General features: G+C 63.2%; 22 protein-coding genes. 12 read left to right on the top strand and 10 right to left on the bottom strand.

Annotated features, from left to right (window positions below):
• Nucleotides 1-10 precede the first annotated feature (10 nt).
• The 3 genes from ACQZ2L_RS18650 to arcD (ACQZ2L_RS18640) all read right to left on the bottom strand — a co-directional run bounded on the left by ACQZ2L_RS18650 (nt 11) and on the right by arcD (ACQZ2L_RS18640) (nt 3,807).
• Nucleotides 11-1,021: an ornithine carbamoyltransferase gene (locus tag ACQZ2L_RS18650; RefSeq protein WP_101316942.1), complete on the bottom strand. Its 1,011-nt coding sequence runs from the start codon at nt 1,019-1,021 to the stop codon at nt 11-13.
• Between the two features lie 70 nt (nt 1,022-1,091).
• Nucleotides 1,092-2,348, bottom strand: coding sequence for an arginine deiminase (arcA, locus tag ACQZ2L_RS18645; protein ID WP_430327320.1), 1,257 nt, complete (start codon nt 2,346-2,348; stop codon nt 1,092-1,094).
• Between the two features lie 31 nt (nt 2,349-2,379).
• Nucleotides 2,380-3,807, bottom strand: coding sequence for an arginine-ornithine antiporter (gene arcD / locus ACQZ2L_RS18640; RefSeq protein WP_430327319.1), 1,428 nt, complete (start codon nt 3,805-3,807; stop codon nt 2,380-2,382).
• Between the two features lie 427 nt (nt 3,808-4,234).
• Between arcD (ACQZ2L_RS18640) and arcD (ACQZ2L_RS18635) the strand changes: the two genes are divergently transcribed.
• Nucleotides 4,235-5,662: an arginine-ornithine antiporter gene (gene arcD, locus ACQZ2L_RS18635; protein WP_430327318.1), complete on the top strand. Its 1,428-nt coding sequence runs from the start codon at nt 4,235-4,237 to the stop codon at nt 5,660-5,662.
• A gap of 1 nt (nt 5,663) precedes the next feature.
• On the opposite strand, the gene ACQZ2L_RS18630 is transcribed toward arcD (ACQZ2L_RS18635), so the two are convergent.
• The 6 genes from ACQZ2L_RS18630 to gap all read right to left on the bottom strand — a co-directional run bounded on the left by ACQZ2L_RS18630 (nt 5,664) and on the right by gap (nt 12,426).
• Nucleotides 5,664-6,077, bottom strand: coding sequence for a YbaN family protein (locus ACQZ2L_RS18630; protein ID WP_430327317.1), 414 nt, complete (start codon nt 6,075-6,077; stop codon nt 5,664-5,666).
• Between the two features lie 52 nt (nt 6,078-6,129).
• A complete protein-coding gene (locus ACQZ2L_RS18625) occupies nt 6,130-6,738 on the bottom strand; it encodes a biliverdin-producing heme oxygenase (RefSeq protein ID WP_430327316.1) in 609 nt (202 codons plus the stop codon).
• Nucleotides 6,739-6,990: 252 nt separating this feature from the next.
• Nucleotides 6,991-9,573 carry a TonB-dependent receptor gene (locus tag ACQZ2L_RS18620; protein WP_430327315.1) on the bottom strand — a complete coding sequence of 861 codons (2,583 nt, stop codon included), beginning with the start codon at nt 9,571-9,573 and terminating at the stop codon, nt 6,991-6,993.
• Between the two features lie 138 nt (nt 9,574-9,711).
• A complete protein-coding gene (locus ACQZ2L_RS18615; protein WP_430327314.1) occupies nt 9,712-10,674 on the bottom strand; it encodes a FecR family protein in 963 nt (320 codons plus the stop codon).
• A gap of 93 nt (nt 10,675-10,767) precedes the next feature.
• A complete protein-coding gene (locus tag ACQZ2L_RS18610; protein WP_430327313.1) occupies nt 10,768-11,280 on the bottom strand; it encodes an RNA polymerase sigma factor in 513 nt (170 codons plus the stop codon).
• Between the two features lie 144 nt (nt 11,281-11,424).
• On the bottom strand, nt 11,425-12,426 hold the full coding sequence (gene gap, locus ACQZ2L_RS18605) for a type I glyceraldehyde-3-phosphate dehydrogenase (protein WP_430327312.1): 1,002 nt from the start codon (nt 12,424-12,426) through the stop codon (nt 11,425-11,427).
• Nucleotides 12,427-12,707: 281 nt separating this feature from the next.
• On the opposite strand from gap, the gene edd reads away from it, so the two are divergent.
• From edd to ACQZ2L_RS18550, 11 genes are all read left to right on the top strand, one after another.
• On the top strand, nt 12,708-14,534 hold the full coding sequence (gene edd / locus ACQZ2L_RS18600) for a phosphogluconate dehydratase (RefSeq protein ID WP_430327311.1): 1,827 nt from the start codon (nt 12,708-12,710) through the stop codon (nt 14,532-14,534).
• Nucleotides 14,531-15,496 (top strand): glucokinase, encoded by a 966-nt coding sequence (locus tag ACQZ2L_RS18595; protein WP_430327310.1) that lies wholly within the window; start codon nt 14,531-14,533, stop codon nt 15,494-15,496. Before edd ends, ACQZ2L_RS18595 begins: the two co-directional genes overlap by 4 nt.
• A 73-nt stretch (nt 15,497-15,569) precedes the next feature.
• On the top strand, nt 15,570-16,295 hold the full coding sequence (locus ACQZ2L_RS18590) for a response regulator (protein WP_430327309.1): 726 nt from the start codon (nt 15,570-15,572) through the stop codon (nt 16,293-16,295).
• A complete protein-coding gene (locus ACQZ2L_RS18585) occupies nt 16,276-17,730 on the top strand; it encodes an ATP-binding protein (RefSeq protein WP_430327308.1) in 1,455 nt (484 codons plus the stop codon). Before ACQZ2L_RS18590 ends, ACQZ2L_RS18585 begins: the two co-directional genes overlap by 20 nt.
• 127 nt (nt 17,731-17,857) lie before the next feature.
• A complete protein-coding gene (locus ACQZ2L_RS18580; RefSeq protein ID WP_430327307.1) occupies nt 17,858-19,087 on the top strand; it encodes an AGE family epimerase/isomerase in 1,230 nt (409 codons plus the stop codon).
• Nucleotides 19,088-19,203: 116 nt separating this feature from the next.
• On the top strand, nt 19,204-20,490 hold the full coding sequence (locus tag ACQZ2L_RS18575; protein WP_430327306.1) for an ABC transporter substrate-binding protein: 1,287 nt from the start codon (nt 19,204-19,206) through the stop codon (nt 20,488-20,490).
• Between the two features lie 79 nt (nt 20,491-20,569).
• On the top strand, nt 20,570-21,478 hold the full coding sequence (locus tag ACQZ2L_RS18570; RefSeq protein ID WP_430327305.1) for a carbohydrate ABC transporter permease: 909 nt from the start codon (nt 20,570-20,572) through the stop codon (nt 21,476-21,478).
• Nucleotides 21,471-22,316: a carbohydrate ABC transporter permease gene (locus ACQZ2L_RS18565; protein ID WP_101316975.1), complete on the top strand. Its 846-nt coding sequence runs from the start codon at nt 21,471-21,473 to the stop codon at nt 22,314-22,316. The genes ACQZ2L_RS18570 and ACQZ2L_RS18565 overlap by 8 nt, the downstream gene beginning before the upstream one ends.
• Nucleotides 22,317-22,319: 3 nt before the next feature.
• Complete coding sequence (locus tag ACQZ2L_RS18560) at nt 22,320-23,474, top strand: ABC transporter ATP-binding protein (RefSeq protein WP_430327304.1); 1,155 nt, start codon at nt 22,320-22,322, stop codon at nt 23,472-23,474.
• Nucleotides 23,475-23,511: 37 nt separating this feature from the next.
• Complete coding sequence (locus tag ACQZ2L_RS18555) at nt 23,512-24,855, top strand: carbohydrate porin (RefSeq protein ID WP_430327303.1); 1,344 nt, start codon at nt 23,512-23,514, stop codon at nt 24,853-24,855.
• A 268-nt stretch (nt 24,856-25,123) separates the two neighbouring features.
• Complete coding sequence (locus ACQZ2L_RS18550) at nt 25,124-25,978, top strand: D-hexose-6-phosphate mutarotase (protein WP_430327302.1); 855 nt, start codon at nt 25,124-25,126, stop codon at nt 25,976-25,978.
• Here the strand turns inward: ACQZ2L_RS18550 and hexR are convergent.
• Complete coding sequence (gene hexR, locus ACQZ2L_RS18545; protein ID WP_430327380.1) at nt 25,971-26,834, bottom strand: DNA-binding transcriptional regulator HexR; 864 nt, start codon at nt 26,832-26,834, stop codon at nt 25,971-25,973. The genes ACQZ2L_RS18550 and hexR overlap by 8 nt on opposite strands.
• Between the last annotated feature and the right edge of the window lie 153 nt (nt 26,835-26,987).

Below are 26,987 nucleotides of genomic sequence, written 5' to 3'. Positions count from 1 at the left end.
ACCAGGTCGGTCAGAGATCAGCCAGGGTCGAGACCAGGATCGCTTTGATCGTGTGCATGCGGTTCTCCGCCTGCTCGAAGGCAATGCAGGCCGGCGACTCGAACACGTCGTCGGTCACTTCGATACCGTTGGCCAGGTGCGGGTACTGCTCGGCGATCTGCTTGCCGACCTTGGTGTCGGAGTTGTGGAACGCCGGCAGGCAGTGCATGAACTTGGCCCGTGGGTTGCCGGTAGCTTTCATCAACTCGGCGTTGACCTGATACGGCAGCAGTTGCTGAATGCGTTCGCCCCAGGCTTCGACTGGCTCGCCCATCGATACCCAAACGTCGGTATGGACGAAGTCGACGCCTTTGACCGCCGCTTTCGGATCTTCGGTGAGGGTGATGCGGGCGCCGCTTTCTTCGGCGTATTTGTGGCAGCGCTCGACCAGATCATCGTGCGGCCACAGCGCTTTGGGCGCAGCAATGCGCACGTCCATGCCGAGCTTGGCGCCGATCAGCAGCAGCGAGTTGCCCATGTTATTGCGGGCGTCGCCCAGGTAGGCGTAGCTGATGTCGTGGATCGGCTTGTCGCTGTTTTCGCGCATGGTCAGCACGTCGGCGATCATCTGGGTGGGGTGGTATTCATCGGTCAGGCCGTTGAACACCGGCACCCCGGCAAACTTGGCCAGCTCTTCGACGATCTCCTGCTTGAAGCCGCGGTACTCGATGGCGTCGTACATGCGCCCGAGCACCCGTGCGGTGTCCTTCATGCTTTCCTTGTGGCCGATCTGCGAAGAGTTGGGGTCGATGTAGGTGACGTTGGCGCCTTGGTCGTAGGCGGCTACTTCGAACGCGCAGCGGGTGCGGGTCGAGGTCTTTTCGAAGATCAGGGCAATGTTGTTGCCCTTCAGGTGCTGCTGCTCGGTGCCAGTGTACTTGGCGCGCTTGAGGTCGCGGGACAGGTCGAGCAGATAGCGCAGCTCGCGCGTGGTGTGGTGTTCCAGGCTGAGCAGGTTGCGGTTGTGGATGTTGAACGCCATGACAGTTCTCCTTGGATTCGGTGAGGTACCCGGCCGATGCCTGATGGGCATGGCCGGGGTGCTGGCTGTTTCAGTAATCGATAGGGTCGCGGATGATCGGGCAGGTCATGCAGTGGCCGCCGCCACGGCCACGGCCGAGTTCGCCGGCACTGATGGTGATGACCTCGACCCCGGCCTTGCGCAGCAGGGTATTGGTGTAGGTATTGCGGTCGTAGCCGATGACCACGCCAGGCTCCAGCGCGACCACGTTGTTGCCGTCATCCCACTGCTCGCGCTCGGCGGCAAAGGCGTTGCCGCCGGTTTCCACCACACGCAGCTCTTTCAGGTTGAGCGACTCGGCGACCACTTCGATGAAGCTCTTGTGCTCGCGACGCACGTCCAGGCCATACGGCTTGCTGCTGTCCTGACGGATCACGAACGGCACGATCTCTTTGACCACTTCCGGGAAGACCGTGACCAGGTCGCGGTCGCAGAAGCTGAACACGGTGTCCAGGTGCATCGCCGCGCGCGATTTGGGCAGGCCGGCGACCACTACTTTTTCTACCGCGCCCTTGGCGAACAGCGACTGCGCCAGTTGGCCGATGGCCTGGCGCGAGGTGCGCTCACCCATGCCGATCAACACCACGCCATTGCCGATCGGCATGACGTCGCCGCCTTCCAGGGTGGACTTGCCGTGGTCCTGGTCAGGGTCGCCGTACCAGATTTCGAAGTCGGCGTTGGTGAACTGTGGGTGGAACTTGTAGATGGCGGTGGTCAGCAGGGTTTCCTGACGGCGCGCTGGCCAGTACATCGGGTTCAACGTGACGCCGCCGTAGATCCAGCAGGTGGTGTCACGGGTGAACTGGGTGTTGGGCAGCGGGTCGAGGAGGAAGCTGGAGTGACCGAGGTAGTCGCGGTACATCTTGATCACACTGGCGCCGTCGCTTTCAGGCAGGTCTTCGCCGGCCACGCCGCCAATCAGAAACTCGGCCAGACGGCGCGGCTCCATGCCTTCGAGCCAGCTGCGCACTTCGTTGGTCAGGCCCAGGCCGACGGTGTCGGCGGTGATCTTGCGGTCGAGGATCCACTTCAGGGCTTCAGGGATCTGCACGGTCTCGGTCAGCAGGTTGTGCATTTCCAGCACTTCGATGCCGCGCTCGCGCATCTTGGTGACAAAGTCGAAGTGGTCGCGCTTGGCCTGGTTGACCCAGATCACATCGTCGAACAGCAGCTCGTCGCAGTTGCTTGGGGTCAGGCGCTGATGCGCCAGGCCTGGTGAGCAGACCATCACTTTGCGCAGTTTGCCGGCTTCGGAATGGACGCCGTACTTGAGGTTTTCGGTGGACATGGTGATTGCCTCCATGATGCAGATTCGGTGATTAAAGGGTCAGGAAACCGTCATACAGGCCGTAGGCCGCTACCAGCGCACCGACGACTACCGCAGCGAAGATCAGCTTCTCCATGCTGGTGAAGATCGGTTGCCCCAGTTCACGCTTGGCCTTGGCGAACAGGATCGCCCCAGGCGCATACAACAGCGCCGACAGCAGCAGGTACTTCATGCCACCGGCATACAGCAGCCAGATCGCGTAGAGCAGGGCGATGGCACCGATCAGCAGATCCTTGCGCCGCTCGCCGGGTGCTTGTTCGTAGGTCTCGCCGCGCAGTGCCATGAGAAAGCCGTAGGCCGCCGACCACAGGTAGGGCACCAGGATCATCGAGGTGGCGAGGTAGATCAGCGACAGGTAGGTACTGGCCGAGAACAGGGTGATGACCAGAAACACCTGGACCATGGCGTTGGTCAGCCACAGCGCATTGCTCGGCACATGGTTGGCGTTCTCGCGGCGCAGAAACTCCGGCATGGTGTGGTCCTTGGCCGCCGCGAACATGATCTCGGCGCACAGCAGTACCCACGATAGCAACGCCCCCAACAGCGAGATGATCAGGCCGACGCTGATCAGTACCGCGCCCCAGTGGCCGACTACATGCTCAAGCACAGCGGCCATCGACGGGTTCTGCAGTTTGGCCAGCTCTGGTTGGGTCATCACGCCCATCGACAGCACGTTGATCAGCACCAGGAACAGCAGCACGGTGATAAAGCCGATCACCGTGGCCTTGCCGACGTCGGCGCGTTTTTCTGCACGCGAGGAGAAGATGCTCGCGCCCTCGATGCCGATGAACACCCACACGGTGACCAGCATCATGTTGCGCACCTGGTTCATCACGCTGCCCAAGTCAGGCGAGCCGACCGCCCAGATGTCTGCGGTGATCACGTCGAGCTTGAACGCGAACAGGCAGATCAGCGCGAACAGGGCCAGCGGCACAACCTTGGCAATGGTCGTCACCAGGTTGATGAAGGCGGCTTCCTTGATCCCGCGCAGCACCAGAAAATGCACGGCCCAGAGCAGGATCGAGGCGCCGATCACCGCCGCCGGCGTATTGCCTTCGCCAAAGACCGGGAAGAAATAACCGAGGGTGCTGAACAGCAGCACGAAGTAACCGACGTTGCCCAGCCAGGCACTGATCCAGTAACCCCAGGCTGAGGAAAAACCCATGTAGTCACCAAATCCAGCCTTGGCGTAGGCATACACGCCACCGTCCAGATCGGGTTTGCGATTGGCCAGGGTCTGGAATACAAAGGCCAGGGTCAACATGCCCACGGCGGTAATAGCCCAACCAATCAATACCGCGCCAACACCGGCACTGGCGGCCATGTTCTGCGGCAGGGAAAATATCCCGCCACCAATCATCGAGCCGACCACAAGTGCCACCAGTGCACCGAGTTTAAGTTTTTCGGGAGAATCAGACATTTAACGACTCCGTACCAGGAGAAAGTTGACGTCATGGTAAACCTGACGCCGCCGGCATTCGCTGATGTAGATCAGTTCATGGCAACGTAAGGCCAAGGCCCGACGTGTCTCCTGGAGTGTGCCGACCGCTCTGCCGCAGGCCTTTGCACCGGCAACTCCATGTCAATGTAGAGTAAACACTCTGTTCTGCCTGCGATCTTTCAAACTAGTCGCTTTTACTGGATAGGCAAATTTTCAGCGTAAATAAAAATTATTACTGCGGCAGGCTATAGTTGCCCGGCGGCACCCCATTGGCGTACCGGATCGCCTATAGACAGTGTTGCTATTAGTGCTATAGCTTTTAATGGCGGCTGCGCATATGCAGCGCTCTTTATATGGACTCAAAAGTGTTGCGTGCAGATGACATAAACCAACGGTGGGCGCCCAAATGAGCGAGCCTGAAAATAAACTGCGGCTGGGGGCATTGATTGCTCTGGTGGTGGGTTCGATGATTGGCGGCGGGATTTTTTCGCTGCCACAGAACATGGCCGCCCGCGCCGACGCCGGCGCTGTGTTGATCGGCTGGGGCATCACCGCCGTAGGCATGCTGGCGCTGGCCTTCGTGTTCCAGACCCTGGCCAACCGCAAGCCCGAACTCGACTCGGGGGTGTATGCCTACGCCAAGGCCGGCTTTGGCGACTACATGGGCTTTTCTTCCGCTTGGGGCTACTGGATCAGCGCCTGGCTGGGCAACGTCGGCTACTTCGTACTGCTGTTCAGCACCCTGGGGTTTTATTTCCCGATGTTTGGCGAGGGCAATACGCCGGTGGCGATCGGTTGCGCGTCGGTGTTGCTCTGGTGCGTGCACTTTGTGGTGCTGCGAGGAATCAGGGAAGCCGCGTTCATCAACCTGATCACCACCGTGGCCAAGGTAGTGCCACTGCTGATTTTTATCGTGATTGCCGCCGTGGCGTTTCGCGCCGACGTGTTTACCCGCGATATCTGGGGCGCGAGCAACCCGCAGTTCGGCAGCGTCATGGAGCAGGTGCGCAACATGATGCTGGTGACCGTGTTCGTGTTCATCGGCATCGAGGGCGCGAGCGTCTACTCGGCGCGGGCCCAGCGCCGTTCGGATGTGGGCAAGGCGACCGTGATCGGCTTTCTCGGCGTGCTCGCCTTGCTGGTGCTGGTCAACGTGCTGTCGCTTGGGGTGATGACCCAGCCGGAGCTGGCGGGGTTGCAGAACCCGTCGCTGGCAGCGGTGCTGGAGCATATCGTCGGCCCGTGGGGGGCGCTGCTGATCAGCCTTGGCCTGGCGGTGTCACTGCTGGGCGCGCTGCTGTCGTGGGCGCTGTTGTGTGCGGAGATCCTCTACGCCACGGCCAAGGACAAGACCATGCCGCGCTTTCTCACTGTCGAGAACGCCAATCACGTGCCGGCCAACGCGCTGTGGCTGACCAACTGCATGATCCAGGGCTTTTTGCTGATCACGCTGTTCTCGGCAGGCACCTACACCAGCCTGATTTACCTGGCGTCGTCGATGATCCTGGTGCCGTACCTGTGGTCGGCGGCATACGCCGTGCTGCTGGCACTGCGCGGTGAAGGCTATGCCGAGCAAGCCGGCCTGCGCCGCAAGGACCTGATGGTGGCGGGGCTGGCGCTGGTGTATGCGGTGTGGCTGTTGTACGCCGGCGGGCTCAAGTACCTGCTGCTGTCTGCGTTGCTCTATGCACCCGGGGTGATTCTGTTTGCCAGGGCCAGGCACGAGCAGGGCCAGGCGCTGTTCACCGGCTGGGAAAAGCTTATTTTCGCTGCAGTACTGGCAGGTGCAGGCGTGGCCGCGTATGCGTTGTATGCGGGGTTGCTGACGCTCTAGCTCAGCCGGCGTTGCAGCTGGAGGCTGCCGGCTGAACGCGCTCCGGGCGTGACCAGATCCACAGGTTGCCCAGGCTCATGCCGGCGATGGCCAGAAACACCGGCCAACGGTGCTCGAGAAACGTCAGCATCAGGCATGCGCAAATCAGCATGCTCACAGTGGCGCTGATTTTCGCCCGGCGCTGGATCACTCGGCCGTTGCGCCAGTTGTGCAGGATCGGCCCGAACAACCGATGGTTCTCCAGCCAGGCGCTAAGCCGTGGCGAGCTGCGCGTCGCGGCCCAGGCTGCAAGCAGGATGAACTCGGTAGTCGGCAGGCCCGGAATGACAATCGCCACCAAGCCGATCCCCAGGCTCACATAAGCCAGGATCGCATACAGCAGGCGGGTCAGTTTCAAGCGGGCAAGTTGGGTCATGGTCTCACTGCAAAAACGGCCGGCCACCACCGTGGTGACCGGGTAAAGCGTATCAGGCCGGCGCGACTTCTGCCGCGTAGGCATGCTTGAGCAACTCGGTGAAGCGCTCGAAGGCGGCGACTGCAGCACGCTCGGCGGCGGCGTCTTCTTCGGCGGACAGCTCAAGGCCGTCGAGAATCCGCGTGAACTGCTTCCAGCCCTCTGCGCGGCCACCGGCCGGCTCCCCCAGGTGACGTGCGCCAAAGCTGTCGGACAGCTCCAGTGCCACTGCACGCTTGATCAAAAAAGCGGCGCCCAGTTTGGAGCCTTCGGAGACGAAGATCCAGCCCAGTGCCTCGCCCAGGCTCGGCGCTTGCAACGCGCCTGGCACGGGTGCCGGCACTGCGGTATCGAGATCGGCCAGGTCCAGGCGAGCCTGATCGGCGCGGCAGCGGGCGGCCAGGTCGGGCACGATGGCGATCAGTTGCGGGTCGCTGTACAGCGCCTGCAGCTCGGACTGGAACAGGTACTGGGCGACTACGAAGCGGGCAAAGTTGTCACGGTTGGCAAACGGCGCGTGGGCTTTGACCAGTGCGTCGAGCTCGGTGTGCGGGGCGTTGGTCACCTGATTCAGGCGTTGCGAGCGCAGCTGCGGGCGCTCGGCGGTGGCGGCGTTGGTCATGGTGGTCCTTCAAAAGTGGGCGGTCTAGTTACGAGACGAACAAGCGGGCTGAACACAGTAAAAATTCACTCTATGTACCAAGCTACGCGGCCCGTGTAGGAGCGGCCTTGCCGGGGCGCCGGACCGGTCGGAAAGGGTCACGTAGCGGCCCCACGATTTGTGCAGCACCGCAAATCGCCGGGCCCGCTGCGCGGGCCTTTCGCGACACAAGGCCGCTCCTACAGGGGACCGCGTAAGCAGGTAATGCGTTAGTCAGATGTCCCAGATGACATTGACGGCGAAATTGCGCCCGGGCATGGTCAGGCGGTCGAGGTTGGCTGGCTGGGTCACCGCCGCTTCGCCCTGGCCGTCGTAGCCGCGCACCGAGTCCCACTGCCAGTATTTCTTGTTGGTCAGGTTGTACAGGCCGGCGTTGACGGTGACGTCGTCGGTGACTTTGTAGAAACCGCTCAAGTCGAGCACGCCGTAGCCCGGGCTGCGGAACTGGGTGCTGGCGCCGTCCGGGGCGAAGAAGGCGCTGTCGTCGACGCGGGTCTTGCGTTTGACCAGAGTCCAGCTGAGCAGGGCGCCATAGTCAGCCTGGTCATAACCGAGGCCGAACACGCCGGTCAGCGGGTTGACGCTGTTGATCGGCTGGCCATTGTCGTCGTTGCGACCGTTGGCATAGGCAATCGAGGTCTGGCCATACAGGCCCTGCGGCGCGCCGAAGTGGTCGAGGTTCAGGCGGCCCTTGAACTCGGCGCCCTTGATGGTGGCGTGCTTGATGTTGCTGGCCTGGAAGGTGGTGCCCAGGTTTGCCGACTGCACGGCGTCTTCGTTGATGAAATCCCGGTACTTGTTGTAGAACACCGCGACATCGAAGTTACCTGCAGCAAAGTTGCCGCGCAGGCCGGTTTCATAGCTCTTGCTCTTCTCCGGCTCCAGGCCCGGATTGCCCTCCACCCGATAGCCCACGATCGGGTTGTCGAAGCGCCCGTACATCGACTTGGCCGTCGGCGTGCGGAAGCCCTCGGCGTACTGGCCGTACCAGGTGTAGTGGTCGTCAAAGGCGTAGGTCACGCCAAGCTTGGGCGACAAGCGATGCCACTTCTTGTCCGAGTCGTCGACCGCAGTTGGAGCCACGCCGGTGCCCTGAATGCCACGCAGGAAGGCGTCGGTCATCTCCGGTCGCATGCGCGTGTAGTCGTAGCGAGCACCGGGCAGGAAGGTCCAGCTGTTCCAGCGGATCTCGTCCTGGGCGAACAGGCTGTAGGTGTCGACGGTCGGGTCGGGGAAGTCGCTGACCAGCGCCTGGCCATCGCGGGCGCTGTCCTGGCCTACTGCGGTGCAGCTGCCGCCGACGTTCACGCACGTGCCGCTGCCGCTGCGCGTACCGGTAACTTCTTCATGCTTGAGGGTGGTGCCGTAGGTCAGCAGGTGGTCGGTCTGGCCGATGCTGAAGGACTTGTCCAACTGCCCGTCGAACACCCACTGACGGTCTTTGTAGGTGGTCTTGCGGTCACGTGCTACCTGGCGACCCGAAGCGACATACAGCTCGTCGGTGCGCTGATCGGTCTTGGCAATCTGGTAGTTCAGGCTCCACTTGGCGCGGTCGGCGAACAGGCTGTCGAGGCCGAACTCGTGGTTGATGCCAAAGCGCTCGCGGGTGACCGTGTCGTTGCCCTGGCGCGCGCGGTATGAATTCATCGCGCCAAAGCCCGGGATGAACGGCCCGCCCACGGCGCTGAGGATGTTCTGATCGCGATCATCCTTGTAGTTTTCGTAGGTAAAGCCCAGCCGCGCATCGTCGGCGTAGTTCCAGCCGGCCTTGGCCAGCACATTGGTGGTGCGCACGTCTTCCGGGTTGGCCGCGGTGCGATCCAGGCCGGTACCGTTGTGCTCGCCGTACGACTCGGTCTCATGGCCGTTGCGCTGGCTCAGGTGCAGCAGGCCATCGACGTCGCCCTGGCGGCCGGCGACGGTGGCCGAGGTCAGCCAGCTTTCGTCAGCCGAGCTGTAGCCGGTCTTCAAGCGCGCGCCGACGTCCTTGCCGGTTTTGATGATGTCGTCCGGGTCGAGGGTGAAGTAGCTGACCGCGCCGCCAATGGCGTTGCTGCCGTACAGCACCGAAGCCGGGCCGCGCAGAATTTCAACGCGCTTGACGATTTCCGGGTCGACATAATTGCGCTGGGTCTGCGCGTAGGGGCCGTAGAAGAAACTGTCGGGGATCGACACGCCGTCGATCTGGGTCAAAATCCGTTCACCGTCGATGCCGCGGATGTTGTAGCCGTTGAGGCCGCTGCGCTGGCCGGTGCCGCCAACCGAGACGCCCGGCTCGTAACGCACCAGTTGCTGGATATCGTTGACGTTCTGTCGATCCAGCTGCTCGCGGGTCTGCACAGTGACGGTGCTCGGCACCTGGCTGACATCCTGGGCGCTGCGGGTGGCGCTGACGGTCAGTTGCTGCAGGGCGATGACGCTGCTGGCCGACTGGCGCTCGAGCACCACGTTGCCGTTGCCGATCTTGCGGTAGCTCAGCCCGGTGCCTTGGAGCAAACGCTGCAGCGCAGGCTCGGCTGGCAGTGAGCCCTGTACACCGGGCGAAGAGACACCCTCGGCAACCTCGGCGCTGAAGCCGACCTGCCAGCCGGTGACTTGGCTGAAGGCGTTGATGGCGGCAACCAGCGGCTGCTGACCGATGCTGAAGCGATAGTCGCCCATGCGCGGACTGTTGGCCTGGGCCGGCTCTGCGGCCAGAGCCGGCAGGCTGCAGGCCCCACTGGCGATCAGGGCCAAGGTCAGCAGGGACAGCTGCCCCAGACGGCGGGGTGACGGGCGGAGTTGAGCTGTGGACATCGAAAGCGCTCCCAGACGCGCGAACTGTTATAGGTGATGCTTGTTCTTGTTTAAAAACAAGAATCAGTTGCATTGGCTATAACGAGACGTGTTGTGGGTAGCGATCGCGTAAAAATAATTGATGCAGCTGTCAGTGGCTCAGTTGAGGATCACCAGCGCCGGGTATTCATGCAGCCTGGCCGAGGTGATCTGGGCCAGCGCGCGCAGGGTTTCCAGCGGTTGATCGAGGCGGTAGTTACCGGTCACCGCAACCTGCTCGAGCGCGCTGTTGCGGCTGATGATCCAGCCCGGATAGTAACGCCGCACCTCGGCCAGCACGTCGCTCAGCGGGCAGTTCTCGAACACCAGGCGGCCGTCGATCCAGGCCAGGTCCTGGCGCATGTCGGGGCGGCTGGGCTGGCCAAAACCCTGCGGGCCAACGCTGATGCTGTCGCCGGCACGCAGGCGAATGTGCTGATCACTGGCGGCGTGCAGGTCGACATCGCCGCGCTGCACCCTGACCTGCGCCTGGCCATCCAGGTAGCGCACGGCAAAGTCGGTGTCGCGGACCTGCGCACGCATCGGCCCGGCCTGCACCTCAAGCGCCTGCTCACCGGCACGGCTTACCTGAAAATAGGCCTCGCCTTGTAGCAGGCGAGCCACTGGCTGGCCTTCGCGTTCATCGCTGGCAAAAGCCGAGTCGGTGTTGAGCAGGACCTTGGTGCCGTCGTCCAACTGCAGCCGCTGGCGCTCGCCGACCACGGTCAGGTGATCGGCCTGCAGGCGCACCGGCAGGTTGCCGAAGGTGAACAGGCCGACCAGCAGCACGGCTGCGCTGGCCAGCGGCTTCCAGTGCCGGCGCAGGCGAGCCGCTGGAGCTGTGCGCTGGGCCTGGTGGATCTTGCCGGCGGCCTGGCGCAGGGGCGCGCCGTTCCAGACTGCTTCGGCCTCGACATAGGCCTCGGCGTTTTCTGGCGCAGCGCTCAACCAGGCTTCGAAGGCTGCGGTGTCTGCTGCGCTGGCGCATTGCAGGCGCAGCAGCCAGTCCAGTGCCTCGTCCATGGCACGCGCGCGGGCATCGGGCCCGGCAGGTGTCGGGCGGGGGCTGGGGCTGTCGGTCACGAAGGGTCCTTGCTTGGGGGATTTTGCCGAATGATCGGGGCTGCAACGGGCCAAGGCAAGCGCTTTACCGATCCTGGCGGGCCAGCGGTCGGCTCACTTGAGCCGCTCGGCCACACCCATGCAGATGGCCATGATCAGTTTCAATTCCTTTTGCACGGTGCTCGCCGAAACCTGCAACTGCTCGGCAATCTCCAGGTAGCTGGCGCCGTGCAGGCGGCTGAGGATGAAGATGCGCTGCTGGCGCGTGCTCAGTTGGCCGAGGCTGATACTCAGGTGCTTGAGCAACTGCTCGGCGTGGGCGGCGTCCTCGCTGCTGCTGGTGGGGGCGGCGACGTTGTGCAGGACCTGCTCGGGCACATCCTCGACCAGCGTGCGCGCTTGTACGCGGCGGGCGCGCAGGTGATCCAGGGCCAGGTTGCGGGCGGTCTGGAACACAAATGGCTCAAGGTGCTCGATCGGTCGTTCACCCAGCGCGCGAGTGACCCGCAGGTAGGTTTCCTGGAGCAGGTCTTCGGCAGTGCTGGGGTTGCCCACCATGCCTTGCAGCGTGCGCAGCAGGCTGAGGCGTTGGGTTAGGAAGACGGTAGTGAAGCGTGACTGACTCACGGGGCGACCTGGCCGATACGGAGGTTAATGATAATGCTTATCATCACATGTATTGGTCAAGCGTTAAAACTGATCGTTTGCATGGCGTATGTCTGGCCCGAGCAGGGCAGCGCACCGTCTGCGCTGCCTGCTGGGCGGGCCACCTTACTGCGCGTTGTGCAGCGCCAGGCAGTTGTCGAGCATGCGGTTGGAAAAACCCCACTCGTTGTCATACCAGGCCAGCACCTTGAGCATGCGGCCGTTGCTGCGGGTGTGGTTGGCATCGAAGATCGACGACAGCGGGTTGTGGTTGAAGTCGCACGACACCAGCGGCAGGGCGTTGTAACCCAGTACCCGCGAGTGGCGGCTGGCTTCGAGGAACAGCTGGTTGACCTGCTCGGCGCTGGCTTCGCGCTTGAGGTTGACGGTCAGGTCCACCAGCGACACATTGATCACCGGTACGCGCACGGCCATGCCGGTCAGCTTGCCCGCCAGCTCCGGCAGCACCAGGCCGACCGCTTCGGCGGCGCCGGTCTTGCTCGGGATCATCGACTGGGTGGCCGAACGGGCCCGGTACGGATCGCTGTGGTACACGTCGGTCAGCACCTGATCGTTGGTGTAGGCGTGAATGGTAGTCATCAAGCCCTGCTCGATACCGAACTCGCGGTGCAGCACCTGGGCGATCGGCGCCAGGCAATTGGTGGTGCAGGAGGCGCTGGAGATGATCTGGTGCGAGGCACGCAGCACATCATGGTTGACCCCGTAGACGATGGTGGCGTCAACGCCCTTGCCCGGCGCCGAAATGATCACCTTGCCGGCGCCAGCACTCAAATGAGCGGCAGCCTTGGCGCGGTCGGTGAACAGCCCGGTGCATTCGAATACGACGTCGATGGCCTCGGCCTTCCACGGCAGCTCGGCCGGATTACGGATAGCGCTGACCGCGATGCGGTCGCCGTTGACGGTCAGGCTTTCATGATCGGCCTCGACCTGTGCATCGAAAGTGCCGTGGACGCTGTCGTACTTGAGCAGGTGGGCGTTCATCGCGCTGTCGCCCAGATCGTTGATGGCGACGACCTGCAGGTCCTGGCGGTAGCCTTGGGTATACAGTGCGCGCAGGACGTTGCGCCCGATACGGCCGAATCCGTTGATGGCGATGCGTAGGGTCATGGTAATACCTCTGGCAGTCGGGTGAAGGCTGTGGCACAAGGTCTGTTGCCGTGGAGCACGCATTCACTGAAACGATTTTGTTATTGGAATTACAAGATTATGCGTTATGGGATAGAAAACAAGCCCTTTTGATGGCAGTATTTTGTGTAAACATACAACGAGTGGTCGGGCGAGCTGCTTCCACGGTGCACCAGGCACGTTTCACTTGAGCCTAGGTTGCAATCGAGGGAAGGGGAAATAGCGCTTCAGACCACCCTTACCGTCAGCCTGGAGTTCAGTACATGCACCCGCGCATCCTAGAGGTCACCCAACGGCTGATCGAACGCAGCCGTCCTACCCGTGAACGTTATCTGCAACTGATTCTCGGTGCGGCCAGTGACGGCCCGATGCGCGCCAGCCTGCAATGCGCCAACTTCGCCCATGGCGTGGCCGGCTGCGGTAGCGAAGACAAGCACAGCCTGCGCATGATGAATGCGGCCAACGTGGCAATTGTTTCGGCGTATAACGACATGCTTTCGGCGCACCAGCCGTATCAGCATTTTCCCGAACAGATTAAACAGGCGCTTCGCGAGATCGGCTCGGTCGGCCAGTTTGCCGGCGGTGTGCCGGCCATGTGCGACGGCGTCACCCAGGGCGAGCCGGGCATGGAGCTGGCCATCGCCAGCCGCGAAGTGATCGCGATGTCCACCGCGATTGCCCTGTCACACAACATGTTCGACGCCGCCTTGATGCTCGGCATCTGCGACAAGATCGTCCCCGGGCTGATGATGGGCGCATTGCGCTTCGGCCATCTGCCGACCATCTTCGTCCCCGGTGGGCCGATGCCGTCGGGCATTTCCAACAAGCAAAAGGCCGATGTGCGCCAGCGCTATGCCGAAGGCAAGGCCAGCCGCGAAGAGCTGCTCGAGTCGGAGATGAAGTCCTACCACAGCCCCGGCACCTGCACCTTCTATGGCACCGCCAACACCAACCAGCTGGTGATGGAAGTGATGGGCCTGCACCTGCCCGGCGCCTCGTTCGTCAATCCCTACACGCCATTGCGCGATGCCCTTACCGCCGAGGCCGCGCAGCAGGTCACGCGCATGACCAAAGCCAGCGGCAGCTTCATGCCGCTGGGCGAAATCGTCGATGAAAAGGCCCTGGTCAACTCAATCGTCGCGCTGCATGCAACCGGCGGCTCGACCAACCACACCCTGCACATTCCGGCGATTGCCCAGGCCGCCGGGATCCAGCTGACCTGGCAGGACATGGCCGACCTGTCCGAGGTCGTGCCAACCCTGTCCAACGTCTATCCGAACGGCAAAGCCGACATCAACCACTTCCAGGCCGCCGGCGGTATGTCGTTCCTGATTCGCGAGCTGCTCGACGCCGGGCTGCTGCACGACGACGTCAACACCGTGGCCGGCCACGGCCTGCGCCGCTACACCCAGGAGCCGTTCCTTGAGGATGGTCGGCTGGTCTGGCGCGAAGGCCCGCTGCAAAGCCTCGACGAAAACATCCTGCGCCCGGCCTCGCGGCCGTTCTCCAGCGAGGGTGGCCTGCGGGTGATGGAGGGCAACCTCGGTCGCGGTGTGATGAAAGTCTCCGCCGTGGCGCCCGAGCACCGCGTGGTCGAAGCACCAGCACGGGTGTTCGAAGATCAGCAGGCGCTGGCCGATGCGTTCAAGGCCGGTGAGCTGGAGCGCGATTTCGTTGCGGTGATGCGCTTCCAAGGCCCGCGCTGCAACGGCATGCCCGAGCTGCACAAGATGACGCCGTTCCTCGGCGTGCTGCAGGACCGCGGCTTCAAGGTTGCGCTGGTGACTGACGGGCGTATGTCTGGCGCCTCGGGCAAGATCCCGGCGGCGATTCACGTCTGCCCGGAAGCGTTCGACGGCGGCCCGCTGGCACGTGTGCGCGATGGTGATATTGTGCGCGTCGATGGTGTCGAAGGCACCTTGCGGGTAATGGTCTCGGCCGAAGAGCTGGCCAGCCGCGATCTGCCGCCTGCACCCCAGGGCAATGACCTGGGCTGCGGGCGCGAACTGTTTGGCTTCATGCGCATGGCGTTCAGTTCAGCGGAACAGGGCGCCAGCGCCTTTACCTCTGGCCTGGAGAATCTCAAGTGAATGAGTTGCTGGTTGGCGACATCGGTGGCACCAACGCACGTTTTGCCCTTTGGCGCGACAACCAGCTGCACGCCGTGCGGGTGTTGCCGACGGCTGACTACACCAGCCTTGAGCAGGCGATCCAGGCGTATCTGCTCGAGCAGGGCATCGCTCGCGGTGAGCTCGCGGCGGTATGCCTGGCGGTTGCCGGGCCGGTGGATGGCGATGAGTTTCAGTTCACCAACAACCACTGGCGGCTGAGCCGACGGGCGTTCTGCGACATGCTCCAGGTCAAGCAGCTGCTGTTGCTCAATGACTTCTCGGCGATGGCGCTGGGCATGACCCGTTTGCAGCCAGGGGAATTCCAGGCGGTATGCGCCGGTGACGCCGACCCAGCCCGCCCGGCGCTGGTGATCGGCCCTGGTACCGGGCTGGGTGTCGGCAGCTTGCTCCACCTCAACCAGCAGTGGATGGCGCTGCCGGGCGAGGGCGGTCATGTCGACCTGCCCGTCGGTAACGTGCGTGAAGCGGCGATCCATCAGCAGATCCAGAGCCAGATTGGACATGTCAGTGCCGAAACCATACTCAGCGGCGGCGGCCTGGTGCGCTTGTATCAGGCGATGTGCGCGCTCGATGCTATCAAGCCAGTTCACCTGAGCCCGGCTGAAGTCACCGAGGCGGCGCTGGCCGGAGAGCCACAGGCGTTGGCCGTGATCGAGCAGTTCTGCTGCTTCCTTGGCCGGGTTGCCGGCAACAACGTACTCACCCTCGGCGCGCGCGGCGGGGTGTATATCGTCGGTGGCGTGATTCCGCGGTTTGCCGAGCTGTTCCTGCGCAGCGGCTTTGCTGCCAGCTTTGCCGACAAGGGCTGCATGAGCGGCTATTTTGCCGGGATCCCGGTATGGTTGGTCACCGCCGAGTTTTCCGGCTTGCTGGGTGCCGGTGTCGCGCTGCAGCAGGCAATGGGTTTGCCCCGCAACTGACCACCGCCCCAGGCAAGACGACCTCAACAACAGCGGGCAGCTAGACCCGCGTGCACCAGAGGAAGGTATTTTAGTGAGCACTGCCGCCCGATCGATCCTGATGGTCGATGACGACCATGACATCCGCGAACTGCTGCAGACCTACCTGAGCCGCTCGGGGTTTCAGGTGCGCGCCGAGGCCGACGGCCAGGGTTTTCGCCAGGCGCTGGACAGCACGCCGTGTGACCTGGTGATTCTCGACGTGATGCTGCCCGACGAAGACGGCTTCAGCCTGTGCCGTTGGGTGCGCCAGCACCCGCGCCAGTCGCGGGTGCCGATCATCATGCTCACCGCCAGTTCCGACGAGGCCGATCGGGTCATCGGCCTGGAGCTGGGCGCCGATGACTACCTCGGCAAACCGTTCAGCCCACGTGAGCTGCAAGCACGGATCAAAGCCTTGCTGCGCCGTGCCGAGTTTGGCCAGGCAGCGCCCGCCAGCGCCGTGCTGGCGTTTGACGAATGGCAGCTGGATACCGTCAGTCATCGCTTGTTCCACCGCGACGGTGAAGAGGTGATTCTGTCCGGTGCTGACTTCGCTCTGCTCAAGCTGTTTCTCGACCACCCGCAGCAGATCCTCGACCGCGACACCATTGGCAATGCCACCCGCGGGCGCGAGCCGATGCCGCTCGACCGCATCGTCGACATGGCCGTCAGCCGCCTGCGCTCACGCCTGCGCGATACCGACAAACCACCACGGCTGATCCGCACCGTGCGCGGCAGTGGCTACATGCTGGCGGCGAATGTCAACCGCAGCCACTGAGCGCCGCTGGCGCCTGCTGCCGCGCTCGCTGTTGGGCCGCATGCTGCTGTTGACCCTGCTGGTGGTATTGCTGGCGCAGGGCCTGTCGAGCCTGATCTGGGTCGCGCAGTTGCGCGCCAGCCAGTTGCAGGGGCTGCGTGCCAGCGCGCAGAGCCTGGCCCACTCGATGAGCGCCAGTGTCAGTTACTTCCGCTCGTTGCCGGTGGCCTATCGGCCCATGGTCCTCGACCAGTTGCGCAGCATGGGCGGCACGCGCTTTTTCGTATCGCTCAACGACAAGCCGCTGGACATGGCCACGCTGCCGATCACCCCGCGCAAGCAGGCGGTCATCGACGTGTTCCAGCAAGTGCTGCACGAGCGCCTCGGCCAGCAGGTGGAAGTCTCGGTCGAGTTCGTCAGCCCCGATCAGTTACGCATCTTCAACAGCGGCCTCAAGCTGGATGAGCTGCCGCGCTCGTGGGCGCATTATTCGCTGACCCTGGAACCGCTTAATCCGCCGGTGCTGGTCAACCAGATCCGCCTGGCTGAAGGCGAGTGGCTGTACATCGCCTCACTGCTGCCGGAACCCTACACCAGCCTTGAGGCCGAGCGCCTGCCGCGCCAGCAGATCGGCTTCATTGCCCTGACCACGGCCATGTTGCTGCTGTTCATCGGCCTGTTGGTGCACTGGCAAAGTCGCCCGTTGAAGCGCCTGGCCCGCGCTGCCCGCGAACTGTCGCTGGGCGCGGATGTGGTGCCGGTGACCGAGGGCGGCGGCAGTGAGGTGGTCGAGGTGGGCCGTGCTTTCAACAGCATGCGCGAGCGCATCAGCCGTTACCTGACCGAACGCAGCCAGCTGTTCAGCGCGATCTCGCACGACCTGCGCACGCCGATCACGCGGCTGCGTCTGCGTGTCGAGCTGCTCGAAGACGAACGCCTGCAAGCGCAGTTCAGCCGTGATCTGGACGAGTTGGAACTGTTGGTCAAAGGCGCGCTGCAGTGCGTCAAAGACACGGATATCCACGAGAACATCGAGCCGATCGACCTCAACCAGCTGCTGGAAATTCTCGCCGAACCTTATCTGCGTGACGGTCGTATCACCGTCGAGGGACGGGCGCTGGCGCCGTATCCGGGCAAGGCGCTGGCCCTGCGCCGCTGCATCGGCAACCTGGTCGACAACGCGATCAAGTACGGCGAGCGCGCCCACCTGCGCATCATCGATGGCCCGGAGGGCTTTGTGCTGCAGGTCGATGACCACGGCCCGGGTGTGCCGCAGCAGCAGATGGAGCAGGTGTTTGAGCCACATTTTCGCCTGGCCGGGCAGCAGCAAGGCTATGGCCTGGGCCTGGGCATCGCGCGCAATATTGCCCACAGCCATGGCGGCGAGGTCAGCTTGCTCAACTTGCGTGAAGGCGGCCTGCGCGTGACCTTGTGCCTGCCGCGCAGCGCCGAGTGAGCAACGCTTGGTCACCAGCCAGTGACATCAATGGCGGCCTTTGTGACACCCCAGCAACGGGTCACTGGCTAGACTTGGCCGCCACGACAGGCGCCGTGCCTGTTCTCGACAAGGACGCAGCAGGCCGATGAATCATGTTCAATCGCCGTTGATCGACGGGCCGCACAGCGCCTGGCTGGATGCCGAAGGGCAGCGTTTGCTGGCCTTCGCCAGAGCCTCGCAATTGCAACTCGGCTTCGGCAATCTCGACAGCTACGGCCACCTCGCCGCCAACGCGATTGCCGACACCATCACCACCGCGCGGATGACCCACAGCTTCGCCCTGGCTCATCTGCAAGGCAGGGCTGGTTGTCTGGAGCTGGTTGAGCACGGCATCGCCGCCTTGGCCGGCCCGCTGCGTGATGCCGAGCACGGCGGCTGGTACGCCAGCGCCGCTCCCGCTGGCGACCGTACCAAAGCCGCCTACCTGCATGCCTTTGTTGCCCTCGCTGCCAGTTCTGCGCAGGTGGCCGGCAGCGCTGCTGCGCCGGCCTTGCTGACGCAGGCCATCGACATCATCGAACAGCATTTCTGGAGCGAACCCGAGGGCGCCCTGCGCGAAAGCTTCACTCGCGACTGGCAGCAGCAGGAGGCCTATCGCGGGGCCAACAGCAACATGCATGGCACCGAAGCGTTTCTGGCCCTTGCCGACGTAACTGGCGAGCCGATCTGGTTGCAGCGTGCGCTGCGCATCGTCGAGCGGGTGATCCACGACCATGCGCGCGCCAATGGCTTCAGCGTGATCGAACACTTCGACCTGCACTGGCAGCCGCTCACCGATTACAACAGCGACAACCGCGCCGATGGCTATCGGCCCTATGGCGTTACTCCCGGCCACGGCTTCGAGTGGGCACGGCTGATGCTGCACCTTGAAGCTGCGCTGCAATTGGCCGACCTGCCTGCGCCCGACTGGCTGCTGGCCGACGCGCGCGGGCTGTTTGCCAGTGCCTGTGAGCACGCCTGGCACGCCGACGGCGCACCCGGGATCGTCTACACCCTCGACTGGCAACAACGGCCGGTAGTACGCCAGCGCCTGCACTGGGTGCATGCCGAGGCCAGCGCCGCTGCCGCTGCGTTGTGGCAGCGCACGGGCGCGGCGCAGTACCAGTGCTGGTACGGGCGCTTCTGGGCATTCATTCAAACCCACCTGATCGACACCGACGCCGGCAGCTGGCACCACGAACTGAGCCCGGACAACCTCCCCAGTGCGACCATCTGGGCGGGCAAGCCAGACCTCTATCACGCTTATCAGGCCGTGCTGTTGCCCACTCTGGCACTGGCGCCAAGCCTTGCCACGGGCCTCGCCCGGCGAATGTAACCAACTGATGACAATCGCGCAGCGCTTCGTTACCTGAGGCGCCTTGCCGGGTTATTACACTCCTGTGCAATGCAAGCGACAGTCTTGCCCTGCATAACAACAAGAAAGGTATTGCGATGAACTCCACTCTGCGTCTCGCCGCCGCGATTTCTCTAGCCTCCCTGCTGCCCCTGAGCGCGTCTGCCGCCGATGCCAAAGGCACGGTCGAAGTGGTGCACTGGTGGACCTCTGGCGGCGAAAAGGCTGCTGTCGATGTACTCAAGGCTCAGGTCGAAAAAGACGGCTTCATCTGGAAAGACGGCGCTGTTGCCGGCGGCGGTGGTGCCACCGCAATGACCGTGCTGAAGAGCCGCGCCGTCGCTGGCAACCCGCCAGGCGTGGCCCAGATCAAAGGCCCGGACATCCAGGAATGGGCCTCCACCGGCCTGCTCGACACTGACGTGCTCAAGGACGTGGCCAAAGAACAGAACTGGGACGGCCTGCTGGAGAAAAAGGTCGCCGACACCGTCAAGTACGAAGGCGACTATGTCGCGGTACCGGTCAACATCCACCGCGTCAACTGGCTGTGGATCAACCCCGAAGTATTCAAGAAGGCCGGCATCGACAAGGCGCCGTCCACCCTCGACGAGTTCTACGCCGCAGCCGACAAGCTCAAGGCAGCCGGCTTCATCCCGCTCGCCCACGGCGGCCAGCCATGGCAGGACAGCACCGTGTTCGAGGCGGTGGTGCTGTCGGTAATGGGTGCGGACGGTTACAAGCAGGCGCTGGTTGATCTTGACCAGAAGGTCCTGACAGGGCCGGGCATGGTCAAGGCGCTGACCGAACTCAAGCGCGTCGCTACCTACATGGACGCTGACGGCAAAGGCCAGGACTGGAACCTGGAAGCCGCCAAGGTCATCAACGGCAAGGCCGGCATGCAGGTCATGGGCGACTGGGCCAAGAGCGAGTGGACCCTGGCCAACAAGGTCGCCGGCAAGGATTACCAGTGCGTGCCGTTCCCGGGTACCGACAAAGCCTTTACCTACAACATCGACTCGCTGGTGGTGTTCAAGCAGAAGGACGCCGGCACCTCGGCCGGCCAGCAGGACATCGCCAAAGTGGTGATGAGCCAGGACTTCCAGAAACTGTTCAGCACCAACAAGGGCTCGATCCCGGTGCGCAAGGACATGCTCGCCGACATGGGCAAGCGTGGCTTCGATGCCTGCGCGCAGACCTCGGCCAAGGACTTCCTTGCCGACGCCCAGACCGGCGGCCTGCAACCGAGCATGGCGCACAACATGGCGACCAACCTGGCAGTGCAGGGCGCGTTCTTCGATGTGGTCACCAACTACATCAACGACCCCAAGGCCGACCCGGCCGATGCCGCGAAAAAGCTCGGCGCGGCGATCAAGTCCGCCCAGTAACGGCGGGTCCGGCGCAGCCGCCCTCGCGGCGGCTGCAGCCACCCTCAGTTAACGTTCTGTACTGACAGGTATCGCTGCCATGACTACTGCGACCGCGCAACTGCGGGCCTCACCCCTGGACGCCGTGCAGCGCTGGTTACCTAAACTGGTACTGGCGCCAACCATGGTCATCATCCTGGTGGGCTTCTACGGTTACATCTTGTGGACCTTCGTTCTCTCGTTCACCACCTCGACCTTTTTGCCCAATTACAAATGGGCAGGGCTGGCGCAATACGCACGCCTGCTCGACAACGACCGCTGGTGGGTGGCGAGCAAAAACCTGCTGGTGTTCGGCAGCCTGTTCATCGGAATCAGCCTGGTCATCGGCGTGCTGCTGGCGATCCTGCTGGACCAGCGCATCCGCCGCGAAGGCTTTATCCGCACCATCTACCTTTACCCAATGGCACTGTCGATGATCGTCACCGGCACCGCCTGGAAGTGGCTGCTCAATCCGGGCATGGGCCTGGACAAACTGATGCGCGACTGGGGCTGGGAAGGCTTTCGCCTGGACTGGCTGATCGACCCGGACCGGGTGGTGTACTGCCTGGTGATTGCCGCCGTGTGGCAGGCCTCGGGGTTCATCATGGCGATGTTTCTGGCCGGCCTGCGCGGGGTCGATCAGTCGATCATCCGTGCGGCGCAGATCGACGGCGCGAGCTTGCCGCGGATTTACTGGCAAGTCGTCCTGCCGAGCCTGCGCCCGGTGTTTTTCAGTGCAGTGATGATCCTCTCGCACATCGCCATCAAGAGCTTTGACCTGGTGGCGGCGATGACCGCTGGCGGCCCGGGTTACTCCTCCGACTTGCCGGCCATGTTCATGTACTCGTTCACCTTCAGCCGCGGCCAGATGGGCATGGGCTCGGCCAGTGCGATCCTCATGCTGGGCGCGATCCTGGCGATTCTGGTGCCTTACCTGTACTCGGAACTGAGGACCAAACGCCATGACTAGCCGCCTCGACAAACCGGCCATCAGCCTCAGTCGGCTGGCCATTCACGCCGTGCTGCTGTTTGCCGTGCTGCTGTACCTGGTGCCACTGGTGGTGATGCTGCTGACCAGCTTCAAGACCCCGGAAGACATCGGCAGCGGCAACCTGCTCAGCTGGCCGGCCGTTGTCACCAGCATCGGCTGGGCCAAGGCCTGGGCCACGGTCAGTGGCTATTTCTGGAACTCAATCATGATCACCGTGCCGGCGGTGCTGATCTCTACCGCGCTCGGCGCACTCAATGGCTACGTGCTGGCGATGTGGCGTTTTCGCGGCTCGCAGGTGTTCTTCGGCCTGCTGCTGTTTGGCTGCTTCCTGCCGTTCCAGACGGTGCTGCTGCCAGCCTCGTTCACCCTCGGCAAGCTCGGCCTGGCCAACACCACCGCCGGCCTGGTGCTGGTGCATGTGGTGTATGGCCTGGCGTTCACCACCCTGTTTTTCCGCAACTACTACGTGACCATTCCCGATGCGTTGGTAAAGGCTGCGCGGCTGGATGGCGCCGGGTTCTTCACCATCTTCGGGCGGATCATCCTGCCGATGTCGACGCCGATCATCATGGTCTGCCTGATCTGGCAGTTCACCCAGATCTGGAACGATTTTCTGTTCGGCGTGGTGTTCTCCAGCGGCGATTCGCAACCGATCACCGTGGCCCTCAACAACCTGGTCAACACCAGCACCGGGGCCAAGGAATACAACGTCGACATGGCGGCGGCAATGATCGCCGGCCTGCCAACCCTGCTGGTCTATGTGGTCGCAGGCAAGTATTTCGTGCGCGGCCTGAGCGCCGGCGCAGTCAAGGGGTAAGTCATGGCCACACTCGAACTTCGCAACGTCAACAAGACCTACGGCACAGGTGTGCCAGACACCCTCAAGGACATTCAGCTGGCGATCAAGGACGGTGAGTTCCTGATCCTGGTCGGCCCTTCCGGCTGCGGCAAGTCGACCTTGATGAACTGCATCGCTGGTCTTGAGAGCATCAGCGGCGGCGCGATCCTGATCGATGGCGACGACGTCAGCGGCATGAGCCCGAAGGATCGCGACATCGCCATGGTGTTCCAGTCGTATGCGCTGTACCCGACCATGAGCGTGCGCGACAACATTGCCTTTGGCCTGAAGATTCGCAAGCTGTCCCAGGCGGCCATCGACGAAGAAGTGGCGCGGGTGGCCAAGCTGCTGCAGATCGAACACCTGCTCGCGCGCAAACCGGGCCAGCTCTCCGGCGGCCAACAGCAGCGCGTGGCGATGGGCCGGGCGCTGGCACGGCGGCCGAAGATCTACCTGTTCGACGAGCCGTTGTCCAACCTCGACGCCAAGCTGCGGGTCGAGATGCGTACCGAAATCAAGCTGATGCACCAGCGCCTGAAAACCACCACGGTGTATGTCACCCATGACCAGATCGAGGCGATGACCCTGGGCGATAAGGTGGCGGTAATGAAGGACGGCATCATCCAGCAGTTCGGCACCCCGCAGCAGATCTACAACGACCCGGCCAACCAGTTTGTCGCCAGCTTCATCGGCTCGCCGCCGATGAACTTCGTGCCGGTGCGCCTGCGCGAGCAGGGCGGCCGTGTGCTGGCGCTGCTCGACAGTGGTCAGGCCCGCTGCGAGCTGGCGCTGGGTGCTGCCAGCCAGGGCTTGGATGGTCGTGAAGTGATTCTCGGCATTCGTCCCGAGCAGATCAGCCTCGCTGCAGGGGAGGGCGACGGCCTGTCGCTGTTGCGCGCTGAAGTGCAGATCACCGAGCCGACCGGGCCGGACCTGCTGGTCTTCGTCACGGTCAACCAGACCAAGCTGTGCTGCCGGCTGGCGCCGGATGTCAGCTGCCAGGTCGGCGACACCCTCAACCTGCAGCTGGACCCGGCACGGGTGCTGCTGTTCGACGCGCAAACCGGTGAGCGCCTGCACCTCGCCCGCCACGCTGCACCCTTGCAAGACAACGTTGCCCACATCGCGGGCCGTTGATTGGACCCTTCATAACAAGAAAAGAGGACGCACAGGGATGGAACATCGCAATCGCATCAGCACGTTGGGTTCGCTGGCCTTGCTGGCCTTGGTCGGCAGCAACAGCGTACAGGCCGCCGAGGCCTTCTCCAGCGAATCGAAATGGATGAGTGGCGACTGGGGCGGCACCCGCACCGAGCTGCTCGACAAGGGCTACGACTTCACCCTCGACTACGTCGGTGAGGTCGCCGGCAACCTCAATGGCGGCTACAACGACGACAAGACGGCGCGCTACAGCGACCAGTTCGCCCTCGGCATGCACCTGGACCTGGAGAAGATCCTCGGTTGGCATAACACCGAGTTCAAGCTGGCAGTCACCGAGCGCAGCGGCCGCAACCTGTCCAACGACCGCATCAGCGACCCACGCGCCGGTCAGTTCAGTTCGGTGCAGGAAGTCTGGGGTCGCGGCCAGACCTGGCGGCTGACCCAGATGTGGATCAAGCAGAAGTATTTCGATGGCGCGCTGGACGTCAAATTCGGCCGCTACGGGCCGGGAGAGGATTTCAACAGCTTCCCTTGCGACTTCCAGAACCTGGCGTTCTGCGGCTCGCAGGTGGGTAACTGGGTCGGCGGCATCTGGTACAACTGGCCGGTCAGCCAGTGGGCGCTGCGGGTCAAGTACAACATCACCCCGGAAGTCTTCGTGCAGGTCGGCGCGTTCGAGCAGAACCCGTCCAACCTCGAAACCGGCAACGGCTTCAAGCTCAGCGGCAGTGGCACCAAGGGTGCAATTATTCCGGTCGAGGCGGTCTGGCAGCCCAAGGTCAATGGCCTGCCGGGTGAATATCGCCTCGGTTACTACTACAGCACGGCTTCCGCTGAGGACGTGTACAAGGACGTCAACGGCAACGCCCAGGGCGTCAGCGGTGTCGGCTTCAAGTCGCACTCGAGCAAGCATGGCTGGTGGGTGGTGGCCCAGCAGCAAGTCACCGCACATGCCGGTGACGTCAATCGCGGCCTGAGCCTGTTCGCCAACTTCACCGTGCACGACAAGGCCACCAACGTGGTCGACAACTACCAGCAAGTCGGCATGGTCTACAAAGGCGCCTTCGATTCGCGGCCCAAGGATGACATCGGTTTTGGCATCGCCCGGATCCACGTCAACGATGACGTGAAAAAGCGCGCCGAGCAGCTCAACGCACAGAGTGGCATCAGTGATTACAACGACATGGGCTTCGTGCCGCTGCAGCGCACTGAGTACAACGCCGAGCTGTACTACGGCTTCCATGTCACCAACTGGCTGACCGTGCGGCCCAACCTGCAGTACATCAAAAGCCCGGGTGGGGTGGACGAGGTGGACAATGCGCTGGTCGCGGGTTTGAAGATTCAGTCGTCATTCTGAGGGTAAATGTTGTAAATTTACGCCATTGAAGCGAGCGCAACATTTTTGAGGGTTGCGGCTGGTTCGAGAATGTCGGGGGCTGCTTTGCAGCCCTATCGCGACACAAGGCCGCTCCTACAGGGACCGCGCGATCCCTTGTAGGAGCGGCCTTGCCGGGGCGCCGGACCGGTCGGAAAGGGGCGCAAAGCGCCCCCCAGCCTTACCAGCCACGATCAAATCAAGTCGCCTTCAACCCGATGGCCCTAATGACAACAAGAGTTACCACGCCATGCCCGAACATCCGCTCCACTGCTTGTTCACCCCGCAGCGGCCCAGGCCCGTCTTCGAGTGGGAGCGTCATCAACAGCGCGATGTCCTTGTCATCGACCACCCGCACTGCCAGGCCGTGTTCAGCCGTCAAGGCGCGCAGCTGCTGCATTTTCAGCCAAGTGGCGAACGGCCATGGTTGTGGTGCGCCGAGCAATGGCCGCAAGTCGGCGCGATCCGCGGCGGAGTACCGGTGTGCTGGCCCTGGTACGGTCGTCATCCCAGCGAAGACCTGTGGCCTACCCATGGCTGGGCCCGGCTGCTCGATTGGAAGCTGCTGAGCAGCACGTCCGACGATGACGGGGTGACGCTGGTGTGGCAGTTGCAGCTGTGTGAGTGGCAGGTCGACCTGCACGCGCGGCTCGGCAAGAACATGGAGCTCAAGCTCAGCACCGTGCACCAGGACAGCGAAACTTGCCAATTGAGTCATGCTCTGCTGGCTTACTGGCGTATCAGTGATGTTGCCAAGATAGCGCTGTCTGGGCTCGAAAACATTGAAGGTTATGATCAGCTGAGTCGGCAGAGCTGCCGGCAGAAGGGCGCCTTGAAGGTCGGTGGCGGGTGCCAGCGGGTGTATCCAGGCACCTCATCGGTGCAGTTGCACGACCCGACCTGGGAGCGCGAACTGTGCATCGATACCGGCGACAGCGACGATACCGTGGTCTGGCACCCCGGCACTCGCCCGCTGATGGGCGTCAGTGGCCGCGAGAGTCAGCGCTTCGTATGTGTCGAAGCCGCCAGCGGCAGTACCGCCGGCCTGAGCCTGGCGCCGGGCGAGCAGGCGCACCTGAGCCTGCAGGCGCATCGGCTCAACTGAGTTCGTCGTCCTCGATCGGGTAGCGGCTGGCGTTGAGGCTCTCTTTGATCTTGCGCAGGTGCGGCTGGAAGTCGACGCCGCGGCGCAGGGTCATGCCGGTGGCCAGGACGTCGAGCACGGTCAGCTGGATGATCCGCGACGTCATCGGCATGTAGATGTCGGTGTCTTCCGGCAGCGGGATATGCAGGCTCATGCTGCAGGCGTTGGCCAGTGGCGAACCGGCGGCGGTCAGGCCGAGCACCGAGGCGCCGTTCTCGCGAGCGACGCGGGCAACCTCGACCAGCTCACGGGTGCGCCCGGTGTAGGAGATGATCACGAACAGGTCGCCGGTGTGCGCCACCGAGGCCAGCATGCGCTGCATCAGCACGTCGGCGTGGGCCGACACGGCAAGGTTGAAGCGGAAGAACTTGTGCTGCGCGTCGAGTGCCACCGGTGCCGAGGCGCCGAGGCCGAAGAAGTGGATTTGGCGCGCCTGGATCATCATGTCGACGGCGCGGCTGACCTGCTGCGGGTCGAGCTGCTGGCAGGCGCTGTCGAGCGAAGCGATGGCGCTGCCGAAGATCTTCTGGGTGTAGGCGGCCGGATCATCGTCCGCCTCGACCGCACGGCTGACGTAGGCAGCGCCGCTGGCCAGGCTCTGGGCCAGCTGCAGCTTGAGCTCAGGGTAGCCGCTGACGCCGAACGAGCGGCAGAAGCGGTTGACGGTCGGCTCGCTGACCTTGGCCGCCTGAGCCAGCGCGGCGATGCTGAAACGGGTGGCCTGTTGCGGGTTGAGCAGGATGACTTCGGCGACTTTGCGTTCGGCCTTGTTCAGCTCATCGAGGCGTCCCTGGATCTGTTCCAGGAGGTTGCGCACGCGGTCCATGGTATGTCCTTGGGTCGAGAAGACAGCCGGCTGGCGTTACAGCAGGCTTTTTGCAGGGTTGTCTATCGTACTGTCGGTAGGGGTTGATCTACCACTTGTCTGTAACACTTGTCGGTAATGTTGTGGTTTTTACTACATTACCTC

The organism is Pseudomonas shirazensis, from assembly GCF_050496565.1.
GTDB classification, from domain to species: Bacteria; Pseudomonadota; Gammaproteobacteria; order Pseudomonadales; family Pseudomonadaceae; genus Aquipseudomonas; species Aquipseudomonas shirazensis_A.
Note: the sequence above shows the minus strand (reverse complement) of the source record. Positions and strands in the feature narration are given on the sequence as shown.

Excerpts from the sequence above, each read along its gene's own strand:
- ACQZ2L_RS18650 (WP_101316942.1), bottom strand. The coding sequence starts at position 1,021 with ATGGCGTTCAACATCCACAACCGCAACCTGCTCAGCCTGGAACACCAC.
- arcA (WP_430327320.1), bottom strand. The coding sequence starts at position 2,348 with ATGTCCACCGAAAACCTCAAGTACGGCGTCCATTCCGAAGCCGGCAAA.
- arcD (WP_430327319.1), bottom strand. The coding sequence starts at position 3,807 with ATGTCTGATTCTCCCGAAAAACTTAAACTCGGTGCACTGGTGGCACTT.
- arcD (WP_430327318.1), top strand. The coding sequence starts at position 4,235 with ATGAGCGAGCCTGAAAATAAACTGCGGCTGGGGGCATTGATTGCTCTG.
- ACQZ2L_RS18630 (WP_430327317.1), bottom strand. The coding sequence starts at position 6,077 with ATGACCCAACTTGCCCGCTTGAAACTGACCCGCCTGCTGTATGCGATC.
- ACQZ2L_RS18625 (WP_430327316.1), bottom strand. The coding sequence starts at position 6,738 with ATGACCAACGCCGCCACCGCCGAGCGCCCGCAGCTGCGCTCGCAACGC.
- ACQZ2L_RS18620 (WP_430327315.1), bottom strand. The coding sequence starts at position 9,573 with ATGTCCACAGCTCAACTCCGCCCGTCACCCCGCCGTCTGGGGCAGCTG.
- gap (WP_430327312.1), bottom strand. The coding sequence starts at position 12,426 with ATGACCCTACGCATCGCCATCAACGGATTCGGCCGTATCGGGCGCAAC.
- edd (WP_430327311.1), top strand. The coding sequence starts at position 12,708 with ATGCACCCGCGCATCCTAGAGGTCACCCAACGGCTGATCGAACGCAGC.
- ACQZ2L_RS18585 (WP_430327308.1), top strand. The coding sequence starts at position 16,276 with ATGTCAACCGCAGCCACTGAGCGCCGCTGGCGCCTGCTGCCGCGCTCG.
- ACQZ2L_RS18580 (WP_430327307.1), top strand. The coding sequence starts at position 17,858 with ATGAATCATGTTCAATCGCCGTTGATCGACGGGCCGCACAGCGCCTGG.
- ACQZ2L_RS18575 (WP_430327306.1), top strand. The coding sequence starts at position 19,204 with ATGAACTCCACTCTGCGTCTCGCCGCCGCGATTTCTCTAGCCTCCCTG.
- ACQZ2L_RS18570 (WP_430327305.1), top strand. The coding sequence starts at position 20,570 with ATGACTACTGCGACCGCGCAACTGCGGGCCTCACCCCTGGACGCCGTG.
- ACQZ2L_RS18565 (WP_101316975.1), top strand. The coding sequence starts at position 21,471 with ATGACTAGCCGCCTCGACAAACCGGCCATCAGCCTCAGTCGGCTGGCC.
- ACQZ2L_RS18560 (WP_430327304.1), top strand. The coding sequence starts at position 22,320 with ATGGCCACACTCGAACTTCGCAACGTCAACAAGACCTACGGCACAGGT.
- ACQZ2L_RS18555 (WP_430327303.1), top strand. The coding sequence starts at position 23,512 with ATGGAACATCGCAATCGCATCAGCACGTTGGGTTCGCTGGCCTTGCTG.
- ACQZ2L_RS18550 (WP_430327302.1), top strand. The coding sequence starts at position 25,124 with ATGCCCGAACATCCGCTCCACTGCTTGTTCACCCCGCAGCGGCCCAGG.